Below are 15,999 nucleotides of genomic sequence, written 5' to 3'. Positions count from 1 at the left end.
GCGGCGTGCGCGGTCGCGAGGGCGTGACGCGCGGAGGAACGCGGATACGCTGCCGTCCATGAAACGACTGCTGACTGTGTTGGCGATGACCGTGGCGATGAGCGCGAGCGCGGAGGAGGCCGGAGGGCTGACGTGGAGCGCGCCGCCGGAGTGGGCCGCCCAGCCTCCCCGTCCGATGCGCGCCGCGACGTACAAGGTGCCCGCCGCGAAGGGAGACGCGGAAGACGCGGAACTGGCTGTCTTCTACTTCGGGCAGGGGCAGGGCGGCGCGGTGGACGCGAACGTGAAGCGCTGGGTGGCGCAGTTCCAGAAGCCCGACGGCAAGCCCCTGGAGGACAAGGACGCGAAGACGAAGCAGGAGAAGGTGAACGGGCTGCCCGTCACCACGGTGGAGGTGAAGGGCACGTACGCGGGCGGCGGTCCCATGATGGGGCCCTCCACGCCCAAGCCGCACTTCAAGCTGCGCGGCGCCATCGTGGAGGGGCCGGAGGGCGCCCTCTTCTACAAGCTCACCGGGCCGGAGAAGACGGTGAGCGGCGCGGAGAAGGGCTTCCGCAAGATGGTGGAGTCCGTGAAGCCCGCGCCCAAGAAGTAGGGCGGGCAGGCGGATCCGCGGGGGCCCTGGAGAAGCTCCGGGCCCCTTCGCGGGACGTCGGCAAGCGGATTGCTAAGGCCTCCCGGCACACGGCGCCCGAACGCCGAGCACCGGAGGCCTCACGTGTCGATGTGCCGCAGCCCTGAGTTCCAGAACCTCGTCTCCCGCGCCATCACCCTGTTCCCGGAGGACACCGTCCTGGGAGCGCTCCAGCAGATGTACCGCCACGGCGTGCACGTGCTGCCGGTGGTGGAGGGGCGTGGGGGCGACCTGTTGGGCGAGGTGACGGAGGACGAACTGCACCGCGTGGCCCGCCGCCGCCCGCTGGCCCGGCTGGCTGAAATTCTGACCGTGAAGGCGCTGGCGGTGCCGGAAGAAACGACCGTGGAGACGGCCGCCCCGCTGCGGCTGGCGGCCTCCAGCGGCTGGCTGCACTGAAAGGCCCGCGGGTGCCCATCCGGCGCGGGGGAGGGGAAGCCCTGGGGCCCACCCGTCTGAGCGCTGGTGGACACCCGGCCTTGCCCAAAGGGCTGGCAGCGAACACCTCCTCGTGTGACTGGCGGCTGTCTGACGACTCGTACTGGCGGGCGGGCTGCAATCCCGGAAGGAGGTCAACAGCCTGTTGGCGGTGCCCCCGGCTTTTCGTCGAGGGCGAGGAGGCGGGTCATGAAGGCAGTGGCGATCATCCTTGCGGCGGGCAAGGCCCGGCGGATGTCCCACCCCAAGGCGCTCATCGAGCATGAAGGGGGCAAGAGCTTCCTCCAGTCGCTGGCGTCCACCTTCGGAAAGGCGGGGTGCGGGGTGCTGGGTGTGGTGGGCAGCGACGAGGCCGCGGTGCGCGAGCAGCACCCGAGCCTGGAGCTGGTGACGAATCCGAACTGGGAGCGCAGCCTGCTCTCGTCGGTGAAGGCCGGGTTGGAGGCGGCCATGGCCGAGGACGCGGACGTGGTGCTGCTGCATCCGGTGGACATGCCCGCGCTGCGGGTCACCACCGTGAAGTCCATGCTCAAGGACATGGAGCGCGGCGGCTCCGACGGCGTCATGGCGCTCAGGCCGGAGTACGACAACGCCACGGGCTGGCCGGTGGTGCTGTCCAAGGGCGCGGCGCGCAAGCTCCTGGAGGCCGAGGGCGAGGACCTGGAGGCGGCGCTCAAGGTCATCAACCCGCGCCGCCTGAACGTGAAGGACCCCGGCGTCATCGTGAACATCAACACGCCTGAAATCTACGGGCGCGTCTTCAGCATGGAGCCCAAGCTGGCCCCGCCGCCCAAGCGGCGCATGAAGCGCGCGGGCGCGTCCAACGGCTCCGGGGCGGAGACCACCCCGGCGTCCTACGCGGCGTCGTCGGAGGAGTAGCCCCGGCGCGAAGACTCCCGGGGCCCGCACGGTGCGCGGCAACCCCGGGAGTTTTTACTTCAGGCTTCCAGGCCTTCGGTTCCTCAGAACGACAGGCCCAGGCCCAGGTAGGGGCCGGTGAAGCTGTCCGCGTGCACCACGCCGTCCAGGTGGCCGCCGTCGCTGAGGTACAGCGTGCGCCAGCCGCCGCGCAGGTTGAGGGCGCCCAGGTGCAGCGCCAGGCCGGCCTGCATGTCCACCTGGCGGTGCGGGAAGGGCACCACCTGGATGCGCGCCTCCACGTCGAAGGGCGACGGGCCGATGCACGCCTCCAGCGACGCGGCGAAGCTGGGGCCCACGAAGATGGCGTCCGGCGCGTGCGCGCTGGCGATGCCGGCCTCCATGCGGAAGCGGCCGCGCTCGGTGGACCAGGGCGAGATGGTGAGGTGCGCGTCCAGCAGCGTCAGCCGGTCCGTGTCCGGCGAGCCGTCATCCGCCTCCAGGGCGATGCCGCTCACGCGCGCGTCCATGCCCCAGCGCTGGCCGTCCAGGGCCATGAAGAGGTCCAGCGCGCCGCCCACGTCGCCAAAGCTGTTGCCCTGGAGGTTCAGGTGCACGAGCGGCGCGGGCCGGGGCGCGCGCTGGCCGCGGGGCGCCTCCGCGCGAGCGCGGCGGTGGTAGCTGGCCGGGCCCGAGATGAAGAGGACGTCGAACCAGCCGAGGCCCACGCCGGACGAGCGCACGCTGGAGCGCACCGGCGCGTCCGAGGCGCGGCCCACCGGCGTGGCGCGGTGCTCGTGCTTGCCGTCCTTGTCGTCGGAGTCCTTGGCGTCGGAGGTGTTCGGCTTGGAGCGCTTGCCGAAGCGGGCCTCGGCGGGGGCGGACCCCAGCAGGACAGCGACAGCGAGCGCGGCACACAGCGTCTTCCAGAAGCCCACGGCGACCCCTCCTCTTCTTCATGGGCCCACGGGATGGGCCGCGGCATGTGGACGCCTGCTCGCCCGGAATATTCAACCCTCATCACCCCCGGTGGAACCAGGGCCCCGGGGACGGGGGCCGCTGTCCGGAAGGGCGCATGTGCACCCCCGGACATGCGGGGGCTTCAGAAGGCCAGGCCGACGCCCGCGTAGGGGCCCACGAAGCTGTCGATGTGCTGGATGCCGTCCACCTGGCCCGCGTCGTCCAGAACGAGGCCGCGCACGCCGCCGCGCACGTTGAGGGCGCCCAGGTGCAGCGCTAGGCCGGCGCTCGCGTCCAGCTGCCGGTAGGTGCCGGCGGTGCCCTGCACGCGCGCCTCCAGGTCCAGCGGGCCCGCCACGCAGACCTCCAGGGACGTGGCGAGGCTGGGGCCCACGAAGAAGACGTCCGGCGCGTGGGCGGTGGAGAGGCCGCCCTCCAGCCGCCAGCGCACGCGCTCCGTGGACACGGGCGCCCAGGTGAGGTGCATCGTCGCCAGGCGGAGGTCGTCCGTGCCGGGCGAGCCGTCGTCGGTGGGCAGCACCAGCTGCGTGCCCTGCACGGCGATGCCCAGCGCCTCGCCCTCGATGCCCAGGAACGCGTCCCCGGCGACGCCGCCGCCCATGGCGCCCGCGTTGAGGCCCACGCGCAGGTTGAGCGGCTGGACCGCGCGCTGCTCGCGGACGGCCATGGAGGGCCCCGGGTCGGAGGTCTCCGCGACGACGGCCAGCACCTCCGCGGCCGCCACGATGGCGTCACCGTAGAGGTGGGCGGAGTACGAGGGCCGCTCGCGCGGGGGCGAGCGGTAGGAGCGGGATTCGCTCCGCGAGCTGGAGCGGATGGGCGTGGCGGCGTGCACCTTCGAGCTTCGGTCGTCGTCGCGCTTCGCGTCGTCCTTCTTGTTCTCGGACGTGTCCGGGGACTTCTTGCCGAAGCGGGCCTCCGCGGGAGACGCGGCCAGGAGCAGGCCGGCGGCGAAGGTGGCGCACAGCGCGGGGCGGAAGGCGGACACGGGAGGCTCCGAGGCGGGGCGGGGTGAAACCCCCTGCACCCCTGGACGGACCGCCAGGCGTTCTATTCACCTGCGCGTGCGTCAGCGCTGCGCCGTCTTCTTCGCCTTGGCCTTCGCCTGGCGCTTCATGGGCCGCGGCGGCGGCTCCGTGCGCGCCACGGCCGCGCTCTCCGGCGTCACCGGCGTGGGGGACACCCGCAGCGTGATGCGCCGGTTGCTGGCGCGGTGGGGCGGGCTGTCGTTGGGCACCCGCGGCCGGTACGCGGCGTGGCCCGTGGCGCTCAGCCGCTCCGGAGCCAGCCCCTCGCGCTCACCCAGCCGCCGCACCACCACCACGGCCCGCGCGGCGGACAGCTCCCACGCGGTGGTGGCCGGAGCGCCGGGCGCGGCGGGGAGGACTTCATCGGTGTGGGCCTCCACCGCCACGCGGTGGTCCGCGAGCGGGCCCCGGAGCACCGCCGCGGCCTGCTTCAACACGCCAGCGCCCTCCGGCGTGAGCGACGTGGTGGCGGGAGCGAAGAGGAGCCGCTCGGACACCTCCACGCTCAGGGCGTCGTCCTCCAGCGCCACGGTCACGTCGCCCGCCTTGAGCGCGTCCTGAAGCGTCCTGCCCAGCGTCTCGAGCGCCGCCTCGCGCTTCGTGCGCTGCGCCTCCGCGCTCTTCGCCTGGAGCTCCGCCGCCGCGCCGCCCCACTCCTGCGCCTGCTGCTCACGCTCCAGCGCGCGCAGCCGCCGCTCCATGGCCTGCCGCAGCGTCTGCAACTGCGCGACGTGGGCCTCCGACTCGGCGGCTTCGCGCTCCAACTGCGCGCTCCGGGTCTCCAGCGCGTGGAGCGAGCGCGAGCCCAGCCACGCGCCCGTGGAGGCCACCGCCACCGCGACGGCCAGCAGCCCCCAGGGCAGCCACCGCCAGCGTCCGAGCGCTGCTGTCGTCCGCGCGTCGTCCATGGCCCTGAAGGGTAATGGCCCCCGGGGTGTGGGCGGCAAGGTGGCGCCGTGCGACATGTGCCCGCCTGCTTCAGCCGGGGCCGCTCAGGACGGTTTCTTCCACCGGGGCAGGTGCAGCACGAAGCGCGAGCCGGGCCCGCCCTCCGGCGGCGTCTCCACGAGCAGGTCGCCGCCGTGCGCGCGGGCGAGCTGCCGGGAGATGTAGAGGCCCAGGCCCAGGCTCGCTCTCGCGTGCTCGCCGGTGTTGCGCGCGAAGCGCTCGAAGACGCGCTCGCGCGCCTCCGGGGGGATGCCGGGGCCCCAGTCGCGCACGGCGATGATGGCCTTCTCCGCGTCGCGCTCCACGTACAGCTCCACCGGCAGGCCCGGCGCGTACTTCATCGCGTTGGTGAGCAGGTTCATCAGCACCTGCTCCACGCGCGGCCGGTCCGCCAGCGCCACCACCGGCTGGTCCGCGTGCACCACCGCCACGCAGCCCGCGGTGGCCAGCGCCTCCTCCATCCGCGCCACCAGCGCGTGCACCAGCGAGGACAGCTCCACCGCGCCCAGCTCCAGCGCCATCTGCCCCGTGCCCAGCCGGGCCACGTCGAACAGGTGCGCCACCAGCCGCGTCAGCCGGTCCGCCTGCCGCAGCGCCCCTGACAGCCCCTGGCCCAGCCGCTCGGATTCCTCCGACGCGAGCTTGTCCACCGTGCGCTGCAGCGACGACAGCTGCAGGTGCAGCGCGGACAGGGGCGTGCGCAGCTCGTGCGTCGCCACCGCCACGAACTCGTCGCGCGCGGCCACGGCCTGCTCCGCCTGCCGGTACAGCCGCGCGTTGTCCACGGCCAGCGCCGCGCGCCAGGCCAGGTCCTCCAGCTGTGACAGGTCCCGCGTGCTGAAGCGCCGCGTGGCGGAACATGTCGCCGCGCTCACGATGCCCAGCGTGCGCCCGCGCGCCATCAGCGGGACGATCATCACCGAGCGAGGGCTCAGCCCCTCCAGCACCTCCCGGTGCACGTCGTTGACGGAGAAGGCGCGCATGGCGGTTTCGTCCACCTCCGCCACCAGCTCCGAGCGCCCCGTCTCCAGCACCTTGCGCAGCAGGGTGGTGGCGCCGGGTTGCGGCGCGTAGGGCATGGACTTCTCCAACTGGGCCTGGAGCCTGTCATTCCGGGCGCGGCGCTCCACGCGCTCCAGGTGCTGGCCGTCCTCGCCCAGCATGTCCACCAGGCAGTAGTCCGCCATCTGCGCCACCACCAGCTCCGCCACGTTGCGCACGGTGGTGCGCCAGTCCAGGGACGTGGCCAGCCGGGTGGTGGCGTCCGTGAGGAAGCGCAGGTGCGTCTCCATGCGGCGCTGCTCGGTGATTTCGCGCACCACCCCGCCCACGCCCAGCAGGTCCGTGCCGGAGCGCACGGGGAAGTACGTGGCCAGGAAGGTGCGCGGCTCCGGGCCGGCGACGTACTCCACCGGGTCGTCCACCACGGCCGCCTCCGACTCCAGCACCTGGCGCAGCAGGTCCTCGATGGGGCCTCCCGCCGGGCCCATCAGCTCGCGAGGCGTGAAGCCCAGGTGCTTCTCCAGGGGGATGCCGTTGTTCTCCGCGATGACCTTGTTGAGCCGCACGTAGCGCAGGTCCTGGTTCACGAAGCCCATGCCCACCGGCGACGCGGCGAAGAAGGACTCCAGCATGGCCGCGGACGCGTCCCGCTCACGCAGGGCCTCGCGGGCCTCTCGGTACAGCCGCGCGCTCTCCACCGCCAGGGCGGCGCGGCGCGCGAACTCCGTGGCGTAGCCCAGCTCCCGCTTCGTGTAGCGGCGCGCGGGCGACGCGGAGACCAGGTTGATGATGCCGAAGCGCCGGCGCCCCACCGCCAGAGGCAGCAGCATGGACGAGCGCGGCGCCAGCGCCTCCAGCAACTGGCGGTGCTCGCTCGAGCGGGAGACCTGATCCAACCAGTCGGGCGTGATGTCCGCGATGAGCACGGGCTTGCCGCGCGCGAACGCCCGGCCCAGCGGCGTGTCCGAGCCGGCCTCCGGCGGAAAGGGCAGCGTCTGGTCCAGCAGCGACTGCTTGCGCGGGTCCTTCGCGCTGAGCGCCAACCGGTGCAGCGCGCCGTCCGGCCCCAGCACGTCCACCATGCAGTAGTCCGCCCACTCCAGCGTGGCCAGCCGCGCCACGGCCTTGAGCGTGGTCTCCCAGTCCAGGGACTCGGCGAGCAGCCGGCTCGCCTCGCTGACGAAGAACTCCGCGCGCTCGGTGGCCTTGCGCTCGGTGATGTCCACGTTGATGTTCACCGCGCCCACCAGCCCGCTCTCCGCCGAGTACAGCGGCGCCGAGGAGTTGAGGATGGTGCGGCGCGCGCCGTCCTTCCCGACGATGTCCACCTCCTCGTTGGAGACGGTCTGCCGGGTGCGCAGCGTGCGCGCCACGGCCCACTCCTCGCCGCGCAGGCGCCGGCCCGTGCCGGGCCAGTACGCCTCGAAGGTGCCGAAGTGCTCCAACTGCATCCGCGCCAGCGCGTCCTGGCCCCACAGCGCGCTCGCGGCGGCGTTGGCCGCGAGCAGGCGGCCCGCCGTGTCCACGATGACCACGCCCACCGGCAAGAGGTGCAGCACCGTGCGCAGCCACTCCTGCGGCACGGGTGTGGACTCCGCCAGAAAGGTGCCAGTCGGCTCGGACATGGGCGCGGAGCCCCCCTCCCCCGCGGGAGGCTCTACGGTGGGGGTGAGGGGGGCGTGGGACCACCCGACCCGGGTTCCATCCGGCTTTCCGGGAGTTGGCACTCGACTCCGCCCGGAGGCAGGGCAGGGGGCTTGATTCGGAGCGGCCAACGGGGCGTCATTCGGGGCTTTCGTTCACGGCCGCGCTTCCATGCGGCCGGGCTGCAAGGACAGGTGGATGGGAATCGCGTGCGTGGTGCTGGACTTCGATGGGACCTTCACGGACGTGCTGGCGGAGGGCGAGCCCTTCCTCAAGCACTTCCAGGACGCGCTGTACGGGGTGCTGGGGCAGGACGCGTCCCAGGCGTGGGCGGAGGAGGTCGCCGCGCTGCATGAGGGCGTGGACCAGTACGGCTGGGAGGTGGCGGGGCGCATCGTGGCGCCGGCCACCGCGGACCCCTACCTGACGGCCACCTGCACCGCGCACCGGCTGCTCAAGCGCTTTGGCAAGGGCGACGACGAGGCGCTGCGCACGGACACGGTGCAGACGCTGTACCGCGAGGCGTACCGGCACTCGGCCACGGCCTTCAAGGCGGAGGCGAAGGAGGTGCTGGAGGCGCTGCTCGCCACGGGCCTGCCCGTGTCCGTGGTGACCAACGCGCACACGGAGCTGGTGGAGGCGAAGCTGGACAAGCTGGCCCCCAAGGGCCGCGAGCGGCTGAAGGTCTTCGGCGACGCGCGCAAGTTCCAGCTGGAGGACACGGAGCCCAGGGACGCGCGCTTCGACGCGCTTCCGGAGGCGCTCCACCTGGACGGCGTGCTGGGCCGGCCGGTGTACCTCAAGCGCGGGCGCTACTTCTCCGCGCTCAGGCGCATCTGGGACGCCACGCACACGGGCCCGGAGTCCACGCTCGTCGCGGGCGACATCTTCGAGCTGGACCTGGCCATGCCCGCCGCGCTGGGCGCGCACGTGCAACTGGTGGAGCGCGCCAACGTGATGCCCTACGAGCGCGCCGCCGTGCAGCGCCTGGGCACGCGGGGCAGCGCGGACAAGAGCCTGCGCGCCATCCTGCCCCGGCTGCGCTGAAGGCAAACGAAAAGCCCCGCCTCCCGGTGAAGGGAGGGCGGGGCCGTCGTTACCGCAACCGCGCGTGGGGCGCGAAGACTAGACCTTGGCGCCCGGGGTCGCCTGGAACAGGTCGTTGAACTCCGTGAGCGCCTTGTTGATGTTCGCCTTGATGTCGGCGGTCAGCTCGCGCTTGGTGACCAGGTCGGAGACAATGTTCGGGTACTTGCTGTCCACGAACTCCAGCATCTCCTTCATCCAGCGGACCACGTCACCCACCGGCACGTTGCGGATCCACCCGCGCTTGCCCGCGTCGTCCTTGTTGGTGGCGGCGTAGATCTGGATGACCTGACGCTCGACGGAGAGCGGCTCGTACTGGCCCTGCTTGAGCAGCTCCACCATGCGGGCGCCGCGCGCCAGCGTCTCCTGCGTGGCCTTGTCCAGGTCGGAGCCGAACTGGGCGAAGGCGGCCAGCTCGCGGTACTGCGCCAGCTCCAGCTTCATGGAGCCCGCGACCTGCTTCATGGCCTTGATCTGCGCCGCGGAACCCACGCGCGACACGGAGAGGCCCACGTTGATGGCCGGGCGGACGCCGGAGAAGAACAGGTCCGTCTCCAGGAAGATCTGCCCGTCGGTGATGGAGATGACGTTCGTCGGGATGTAGGCGGACACGTCACCCGCCTGCGTCTCGATGATGGGGAGCGCCGTGAGGGAGCCCGCGCCCTCCTCGTCGGACAGCTTGGCGGCGCGCTCCAGCAGGCGGCTGTGGATGTAGAACACGTCGCCCGGGTACGCCTCGCGGCCCGGCGGGCGGCGCAGGAGCAGGGACAGCTGGCGGTACGCCACGGCCTGCTTGGAGAGGTCGTCGTACACGATGAGGCCGTGCATCTTGTTGTCGCGGAAGTACTCGCCGATGGCGACGCCCGCGTACGGCGCGAAGTACTGCATGGGCGCCGGGTCGGACGCGTTCGCCGCGACGACCGTCGTGTACTCCATGGCGCCGTGCTTGGTCAGCTTCTCCACCACCTGCGCGACGGTGGACTGCTTCTGCCCGATGGCGACGTAGATGCAGTAAACGCCCAGGCCCTTCTGGTTGATGATGGCGTCGATGGCGACGGCCGTCTTGCCCGTCTGGCGGTCACCGATGATGAGCTCGCGCTGACCGCGGCCCACCGGCACCAGCGCGTCCAGCGCCTTGATGCCCGTCTGCAGGGGCTCGTGCACGGACTTGCGCTTCACGATGCCGGGCGCCTTCACCTCCAGGCGGCGGTGTTCGGTGGCCTCGACGGGGCCCTTGCCGTCCACCGGCTGGCCCAGCGCGTTCACCACGCGGCCCAGCAGGCCCTTGCCCACCGGCACGGAGGCGATCTGCCCGGTGCGCTTCACGGCGTCACCCTCGCGGATGTCCTTGAACTCGCCCATGATGGCGACGCCGACGTTGTCCTCTTCCAGGTTGAGGACCAGGCCCTGCACGCCGTTGTTGAACTCCACCAGCTCGCCGGCGAGCGCGCCCTCCAGGCCGTACACGCGGGCGATACCGTCGCCCACGGTCAGCACGGTGCCGGTCTCGGCGACGGTGACCTTCTTGCCGTAGTCCTTGATCTGCTCCCGGATGATTTTGCTGATCTCGTCGGCGCGGATTTCCATGGGCGTCTAGCGTCCTTGCGGAGGGGGCGGCCTTGAGGAAACGGGGATGGCCGCCGCGAAACTGGATGTACCGGGTGGCCCCCTATCACGGGCACCGGGACTCTCGCAACGCGCCACGCGCCAGGGACTTCCCCCAACCCCGCCCCCCTTTATCGCGCACGTAAGCCGGCGGCCCGGACGTGGGGGGCCCCGCCCGGCCGGAAGCCCGGGGAGCGCCCGGCGTCCGCACCCGGCGCCGGGCCGTCCTCAGACGCCGGAAAGGGAGGGGCCGTCCTCGCGGGGCAGCCACACGATGAAGCGGGTGCCGTCCGCCGCCCCCGACTCCACGGAGATGCGCCCGCCGTGGGCCAGGGCGATCTGCCGCACGATGAAGAGCGACAGCCCCAGCCCGTCATCCGCGGAGCACAGGGCGCGGTGCTTGAACGGCTCGAAGAGGGTGCCCTGGTACTCCGGCGGCACCCGGCAGTCCGGGTCGTGCACCTGCACCGTGACGCCGTCGAAGCGCCCCGTCAGTTGGAGCACCACGGAAGAGGACACCGGGCCGTGGTGCAGGGCGTTGCCCACCAGGGAGTCCATCAACTGGAAGAGCCGCTCGCCGTCCCAGGTGCCCCGCAGGTCGCCGCTGGCGACGAGCCGCAGGTCGCGGTCCGGGTGGGCCCGCTGCCGGTCCGCCAGCACGCGCTCCGCCAGCTGTCCCAGGTGGACGGAGGAGGGGTGCACGGGCAGGCCGTTGGACAGCCGGGCGCGGGTGAAGTCCAGGAGCTGGCGGATCAGCCGCTCCACCCGCCGCACGCCCGCGCCCACCCGGCCTACCTGCTCGGTCAGGCCCTCCGGCATCGCCGGAGCGTGTTGGAGGGCGAGCACGTCGCACTGGAGCGACTGGAGCGGGGCCTTGAAGCCGTCCCCCGCCGCGTCCAGGAACTGGTCGCGGAAGTGCTCCATCCGCATCAGGCGCTCCTCGGCGGCCTTGCGGATGCTCACGTCCCACACCGCGCCCATGCGCACGGAGCGGCCCTGGAACGTCGCCGGCCGGCCCATGACCTCCACGGGGATGCGGCGGCCGTCGCGGTGGAGCACGGCCAGTTCGTAGGGCGCCTCCACGCCGCGCTCCATCACGTCGCGCGCGGGGGCGCGGAACTCCGGCGCCACGACCTCCAGGATGTTCCGGCCGATCAGCTCCGCCGTCTCGTAATAGCCCAGCAGGCGCCCCAGGCCGGGGCTGATCTCCAGGAACTGCCCGCGGTCGTGGAAGAAGTACCCGTCGCAGGAGATCTCCACGATGGAGCGCATGTGCTCCTCGCGCGCGCGCAGCGCCGCCTCCTCGCGCAGGCGCGCGGACGAGTCCCGCAGCAGGAGCAGCACGCCCACCCCGGGGCCCGCCGGCATGGCGCTCACGGTCAGGTGGCGCAGCGTGCCCACCTCGCCGAAGCGGCCGGACACCAGCTCCTCCGCCACGCGCTCACCGGACTGCGCCCGCGCGAGCAGCGGTGACAGCGGCGGCGCCAGGCCGGGCCACGACTCCGAGAGGAAGCGCCCCACGCACAGCTGCGCCGGACGGCCGCACAGCGAAGCCAGCAGGTCGTTCATCCAGACGAGGCGGGAGTCCCCGTCCACCAGCGCCACCCCCCAACCCGGCGCGTTGAGCAACGCACCCAGGAAGGGCAGGGTCTCCTCGGGAACCCCCGGGGTCGGAAGGGCTCCGGGAAGCCGTTGGAACACAGGCTGCGGCATGGGCGGGTCGTCTCGGAAAACGCGGCCTTGTCCGCGTTGCCCAGAAGTATACCCATTCCCCACGCCGACGGGAAATACAGGTTTGACTAGGACTGCGGGGCAACCCTGACAACCCGGCACGTCCGCCGCACCGGGAGTGAGGTTCGGGTTACTTCAGCTCGCGGCGCATCTGCTCCAGCTGGGTGCGCAGGGAGCCGTCGTAGAGGGTGCCACCGACCTGGGCGGCCACGCCGCCGAGCAGCGCGGGGTCCACCTTGGTCTCCAGCACGACGTTGCGCTGGGTGAGCTGCGTGAGCGACTGCTGGAGCTGGGCGACGGCGGCCGCGGAGAGCGGCACGGCGCTGGTGACCTGGCCCCGGACGCGGCCCGCGCGGGCGTCCGCCATGTCGCGGTAGAGCCGGGCGATGTCGGGCAGGTAGCCCAGGCGGTTGCGGTCCACCAGCAGGCGCAGCGCGTTGGCCAGCGCGGGCTCCGCGGGGGAGGGCATGGCCTGGAGCAGGGCCTCCACCACGCGGTTGCGCTGGGCGCGGCTGTAGGCGGGGTTGAGCAGCACGTCCGACAGCTCGGGGCTCTGGCCCACGACGGCGGCGAAGGCGTTGAGCTGCTCGGCGACGGCGTCGGTGCGGTTGCCTTCCGCTGCGACGTCGAGGATGGCGCGGGCGTAGCGGCGGGCGATGGAGACGTTCACCATGACGCTGGCGCCCTTAGCATGGGGCGTCCCTGGCGGCAATGCCGCCGGCGCCGCGCGGTGGATCGCCGTGGCCGGCCGGGGCCTCCCGGGGTCTTGGAAGAGAGCGGGCGGGGAAGCGTCTCCCGGTGGGCGCTCCGGGTGTGTGGTGGTGGCCGTCCTTGGAGTCCCAGGGGGCCCCCCGAGGCAGGCCGGCGCCCGGCAATGGACGGCCTGGGTGCGACAGGACTTGGCGGAAGTGGGCGCTTACCCGTAGCGTGGGCCCCACCCTCGCCATGCAAGAACCTGTCATCGGCATCGACCTGGGCACCACCAACAGCGTCGTCGCGACCGTGGAAGACGGCCGTCCGCGCCTCATCCCCTCGCGCTCGGGAGGACGCCTCACGCCCTCGGTGGTGGGCCTCACCCGGGCGGGCGACCGCCTGGTGGGGCAGCCGGCCCAGGCGCTGGGGGAGGAGCACCCGGACGCGGTGGTGTGGGCCACCAAGCGCTTCCTGGGACGCCGCTACACGCCGGAGCTGGTGCAGCAGGCGAAGGCGGTGGTGCCGTATCCCCTGGTGGCCGGCCCCACCGGCGACGTGCGCGTGAAGCTGTCCGGCCGCGTGCTGCCCGCGACGCAGGTGTCCGCCTTCATCCTGGGCGAGCTGCGCCTGGACGCGCAGGCGCACTTCGGGCGCGACGTGCGCAAGTGCGTCATCACCGTCCCCGCGAACTTCGACGACAACCAGCGCCAGGCCACCCGCGAGGCGGCGGCCATCGCGGGGTTGGAGGTGGTGCGGCTGGTCAACGAGCCCACCGCGGCGGCGCTGGCGTACGGCCTGTCGCGCGGCTTCGAGGGCAGCGCGCTGGTGTTCGATTTGGGCGGCGGCACCTTCGACGTGTCCATCCTGGACGTGAAGGCGGGGGTCTTCGAGGTGAAGGCCACGGGCGGCGACCACGCGCTGGGCGGCGAGGACTTCGATCAGCGCATCGTCCAGTGGCTGCTGGCGCAGGTGGAGGACCCCTTCCAGGAGGCGGTCTCCAAGGACGCGCAGTCGCTCCGGCGCCTGAAGGTGGCGGCGGAGGCGGCCAAGCGCGAACTCACCGAATCGGAAGAGGCCACCATCTCCGTGTCCGGCCTGGGCGACCACACGGCGGGCGTGAAGCGCTTCACCGAAATCAACACCGCGCTCACGCGCAGCTTCTTCGAGACGCTCTCCGAGCCGCTGTCGCGCCGCTGCCTGGAGGTCTGCAAGAGCGTGATGGCGGAGGCGCGGATGGATCCGCGCTCGGTGGACGTGGTGCTGCTGGTGGGCGGGATGACCCGCGTGCCGCTGGTGCGCCGGCTGGTGGCGGACTTCTTCGGCCGCGCGCCCTCCACGGACGTGCACCCGGACGAGGCCGTGGCGCTGGGCGCCGCGGTGCAGGCGGACGAGCTGGTCCGCCAGGCGGGCCAGGCGCTGCTCTTGGACGTGGCCAGCCAGAGCCTGGGCGTGGGCGTGATGGGCGGCCGGGTGAAGCGGCTCATCCCCAAGAACACGGGCGTGCCGGTGGTGGCGCGCGACATCTTCTTCCCGGGCACCTCCGGCCAGTCCGAGGCGCGCATCCCCGTGTACCAGGGGGAGAGCGAGTTCCAGGACGAGAACCACAAGCTGGGCGAGGTGGTCCTCAAGAACCTGCACGTCGCCAGCCGCGGGGAGACGCCGCTGGAGGTCGTCTTCGAGCTGTCCGGCGAGGGCATCCTCTCGGTGAAGGCCACCGACCTGACCTCCGGCAACATGGAGCTGGTGCGCCTGGAGGCCCGGGCCGGCCTGCCGCAGGGCGAGGCGGAGAAGCTGGGCCAGGAGCAGTCCCACTACGCCCAGGCGCAAGGGGTGGTGGACGCGCGCAAGGCGGAGGAGACCTTCCGCAAGCTCCTGGAGCGCGGGGAGAAGCTCGCCCGCCTGCTCCAGCAGAGCGCCCGGGAGAACCCCAGCCCGGAGGCCGAGTCCGCGGTGGGCACCGTGCAGCAACTGCTGGTGGGCGGCAAGGACGCGCTGGCCGCCGGTGACGCCGCGCAGTGCGCCCAGATTGCCCGTCAGCTCACGAAGCTGCTGTCCGGCCGCGCGGAGCCCCGCGGCTGACGTCCCGCGGCGCACGCAACGGGCGTCCACCAGCGCACGTTGTGGCGCCGGGTCCGTGGTGCCTTCCCTGGAGTCCGCGTATCTCCGGGAGTCATGACGACCCCCGGCTTTTCTCCTCGCCCGAGAGATCTGGTCTTCGTGGTGGACGACTCGCGGACGGCGCGGGACGTGATGCGGCTGCACCTGTCGCGCATGGGCTGCGACGCGGTGGTGCTGGAGGGCGCGGATGCGTGCCTGGCGGAGCTGGCGCAGCGGACGCCGGCGCTCATCCTGATGGACCTGCACCTGGAGAAGCTCCAAGGGGACGAGGCCTGCCGTCTGGTCAAGGCGCACCCGGCGGGGCGCAATGTCCCGGTGGTGATGTTCACCGCGGCGGACGAGCCCCATGAGGTCATGCACTGCGGGCGCGCGGGCGCGGACGACTTCCTGCCCAAGCCGGTGAGCCAGGAGGCGCTGGCGGCGAAGGTGGCCGCGGTGCGCCTGTCGCGCGAGCGCGCCTGGACGGGCCCTCCGCGCGGGCGGGGCGTGCTGCTGGTGGAGGGCGGCCGGTTCCTGCACACCTTCCTGGGCGGAGCGCTGGAGCACGAGGGGCTGCACGTGCTCTACGCCAAGGACCTGGACGACGCGGCGGCGCAGGCCACGGCCCATGGAGACCGGCTGGACGGCTTCGTGGTGGACGTGTCGCGGCTGCCTCGCGAGGCCCTGTCGCTGGCCACGCGCCTGCGCGAGCAGTTCGCGCGCAAGCCGCTGGTCCTGATGTCGCGGGTGGAGGAGGCGCCGGACGTGCTGGACCGCGCGCTGGAGCTGAGCGGCGCGCCGCTGCTGCTCAAGCGGCAATTGGGCGCGGACGAGCTGTTGACGATGGTGCTCTCGCGCCTGTCTCCGGGCACGGTGCCGCTGAGGGCCGCGGAGCGGGTGCCCTTCTTCACCGTGGTGGAGTTCAACACGCCGGGCGGCCCCACCCTCAGCGGCTTCAGCCATGACGCCAGCCCCCAGGGCCTCTTCGTGCGCACGCTCACGCCCGCGCGCGAGGGCTCGAGGCTGTCCCTGCGCCTGGTGATGGCCGGCCAGCGCACGCCCTGCGAGGCGCAGGCGGTGGTGGCGTGGTGCAACCCGCCCGGGATGGGGAGCACGTTCCGCTCGCAGACGGGCATGGGCTTGAGGCTGGAGGGCATGGACGCGCAGCTGCAGCAGCGCTTCGTGCGCTTCGTGCCCCAGTCCCTCGGTTTTCCCACCGCGGGGCCGGTGCGCGCCTCAGGTTTCTGAGAGCGG

General features: G+C 72.5%; 13 protein-coding genes. 6 read left to right on the top strand and 7 right to left on the bottom strand.

Translation table 11 applies throughout. The features are described 5' to 3' along the window. Positions 1 to 58 precede the first annotated feature (58 nt). The 3 genes from JYJ93_RS01200 to JYJ93_RS01190 all read left to right on the top strand — a co-directional run bounded on the left by JYJ93_RS01200 (position 59) and on the right by JYJ93_RS01190 (position 1,951). A complete protein-coding gene (locus tag JYJ93_RS01200) occupies positions 59 to 595 on the top strand; it encodes a hypothetical protein (RefSeq protein ID WP_206785920.1) in 537 nt (178 codons plus the stop codon). Between the two features lie 129 nt (positions 596 to 724). Then, the gene (locus JYJ93_RS01195) at positions 725 to 1,033 is read left to right on the top strand and encodes a CBS domain-containing protein (protein WP_206786100.1); all 309 of its coding nucleotides are present in this window, start codon (positions 725 to 727) and stop codon (positions 1,031 to 1,033) included. 228 nt (positions 1,034 to 1,261) lie between these two features. Continuing rightward, complete coding sequence (locus JYJ93_RS01190) at positions 1,262 to 1,951, top strand: NTP transferase domain-containing protein (protein ID WP_206785918.1); 690 nt, start codon at positions 1,262 to 1,264, stop codon at positions 1,949 to 1,951. An 83-nt stretch (positions 1,952 to 2,034) separates the two neighbouring features. Here JYJ93_RS01190 and JYJ93_RS01185 read toward each other — a convergent pair whose 3' ends face one another. The 4 genes from JYJ93_RS01185 to JYJ93_RS01170 form a co-directional block, all read right to left on the bottom strand. After that, a complete protein-coding gene (locus JYJ93_RS01185; RefSeq protein ID WP_206785916.1) occupies positions 2,035 to 2,868 on the bottom strand; it encodes a hypothetical protein in 834 nt (277 codons plus the stop codon). Positions 2,869 to 3,032: 164 nt separating this feature from the next. Then, the gene (locus JYJ93_RS01180) at positions 3,033 to 3,899 is read right to left on the bottom strand and encodes a hypothetical protein (protein WP_206785914.1); all 867 of its coding nucleotides are present in this window, start codon (positions 3,897 to 3,899) and stop codon (positions 3,033 to 3,035) included. Positions 3,900 to 3,980: 81 nt separating this feature from the next. Further along, positions 3,981 to 4,847: an OmpA family protein gene (locus JYJ93_RS01175; RefSeq protein ID WP_206785912.1), complete on the bottom strand. Its 867-nt coding sequence runs from the start codon at positions 4,845 to 4,847 to the stop codon at positions 3,981 to 3,983. An 84-nt stretch (positions 4,848 to 4,931) separates the two neighbouring features. Then, positions 4,932 to 7,514 carry a PAS domain-containing protein gene (locus JYJ93_RS01170; RefSeq protein WP_206785910.1) on the bottom strand — a complete coding sequence of 861 codons (2,583 nt, stop codon included), beginning with the start codon at positions 7,512 to 7,514 and terminating at the stop codon, positions 4,932 to 4,934. A gap of 217 nt (positions 7,515 to 7,731) precedes the next feature. On the opposite strand from JYJ93_RS01170, the gene JYJ93_RS01165 reads away from it, so the two are divergent. Further along, positions 7,732 to 8,580 carry an HAD family hydrolase gene (locus tag JYJ93_RS01165; RefSeq protein ID WP_206785909.1) on the top strand — a complete coding sequence of 283 codons (849 nt, stop codon included), beginning with the start codon at positions 7,732 to 7,734 and terminating at the stop codon, positions 8,578 to 8,580. A gap of 78 nt (positions 8,581 to 8,658) precedes the next feature. Here JYJ93_RS01165 and atpA read toward each other — a convergent pair whose 3' ends face one another. The 3 genes from atpA to atpH form a co-directional block, all read right to left on the bottom strand. Then, positions 8,659 to 10,206: a F0F1 ATP synthase subunit alpha gene (gene atpA, locus JYJ93_RS01160; protein ID WP_206785908.1), complete on the bottom strand. Its 1,548-nt coding sequence runs from the start codon at positions 10,204 to 10,206 to the stop codon at positions 8,659 to 8,661. A gap of 246 nt (positions 10,207 to 10,452) precedes the next feature. Further along, complete coding sequence (locus tag JYJ93_RS01155) at positions 10,453 to 11,937, bottom strand: PAS domain S-box protein (RefSeq protein ID WP_206785907.1); 1,485 nt, start codon at positions 11,935 to 11,937, stop codon at positions 10,453 to 10,455. A 148-nt stretch (positions 11,938 to 12,085) separates the two neighbouring features. Beyond that, positions 12,086 to 12,628 carry an ATP synthase F1 subunit delta gene (atpH, locus tag JYJ93_RS01150; RefSeq protein WP_206785906.1) on the bottom strand — a complete coding sequence of 181 codons (543 nt, stop codon included), beginning with the start codon at positions 12,626 to 12,628 and terminating at the stop codon, positions 12,086 to 12,088. Positions 12,629 to 12,900: 272 nt separating this feature from the next. Here atpH and JYJ93_RS01145 point away from each other — a divergent pair, with 272 nt between their 5' ends. After that, on the top strand, positions 12,901 to 14,727 hold the full coding sequence (locus JYJ93_RS01145) for an Hsp70 family protein (RefSeq protein ID WP_206785905.1): 1,827 nt from the start codon (positions 12,901 to 12,903) through the stop codon (positions 14,725 to 14,727). Positions 14,728 to 14,820: 93 nt separating this feature from the next. Next, a complete protein-coding gene (locus JYJ93_RS01140) occupies positions 14,821 to 15,993 on the top strand; it encodes a TIGR02266 family protein (protein WP_206785904.1) in 1,173 nt (390 codons plus the stop codon). Positions 15,994 to 15,999: the final 6 nt, after the last annotated feature.

It is taken from the genome of Corallococcus sp. NCSPR001 (genome assembly GCF_017309135.1).
Taxonomy (GTDB): Bacteria; Myxococcota; Myxococcia; order Myxococcales; family Myxococcaceae; genus Corallococcus.
Note: the sequence above shows the minus strand (reverse complement) of the source record. Positions and strands in the feature narration are given on the sequence as shown.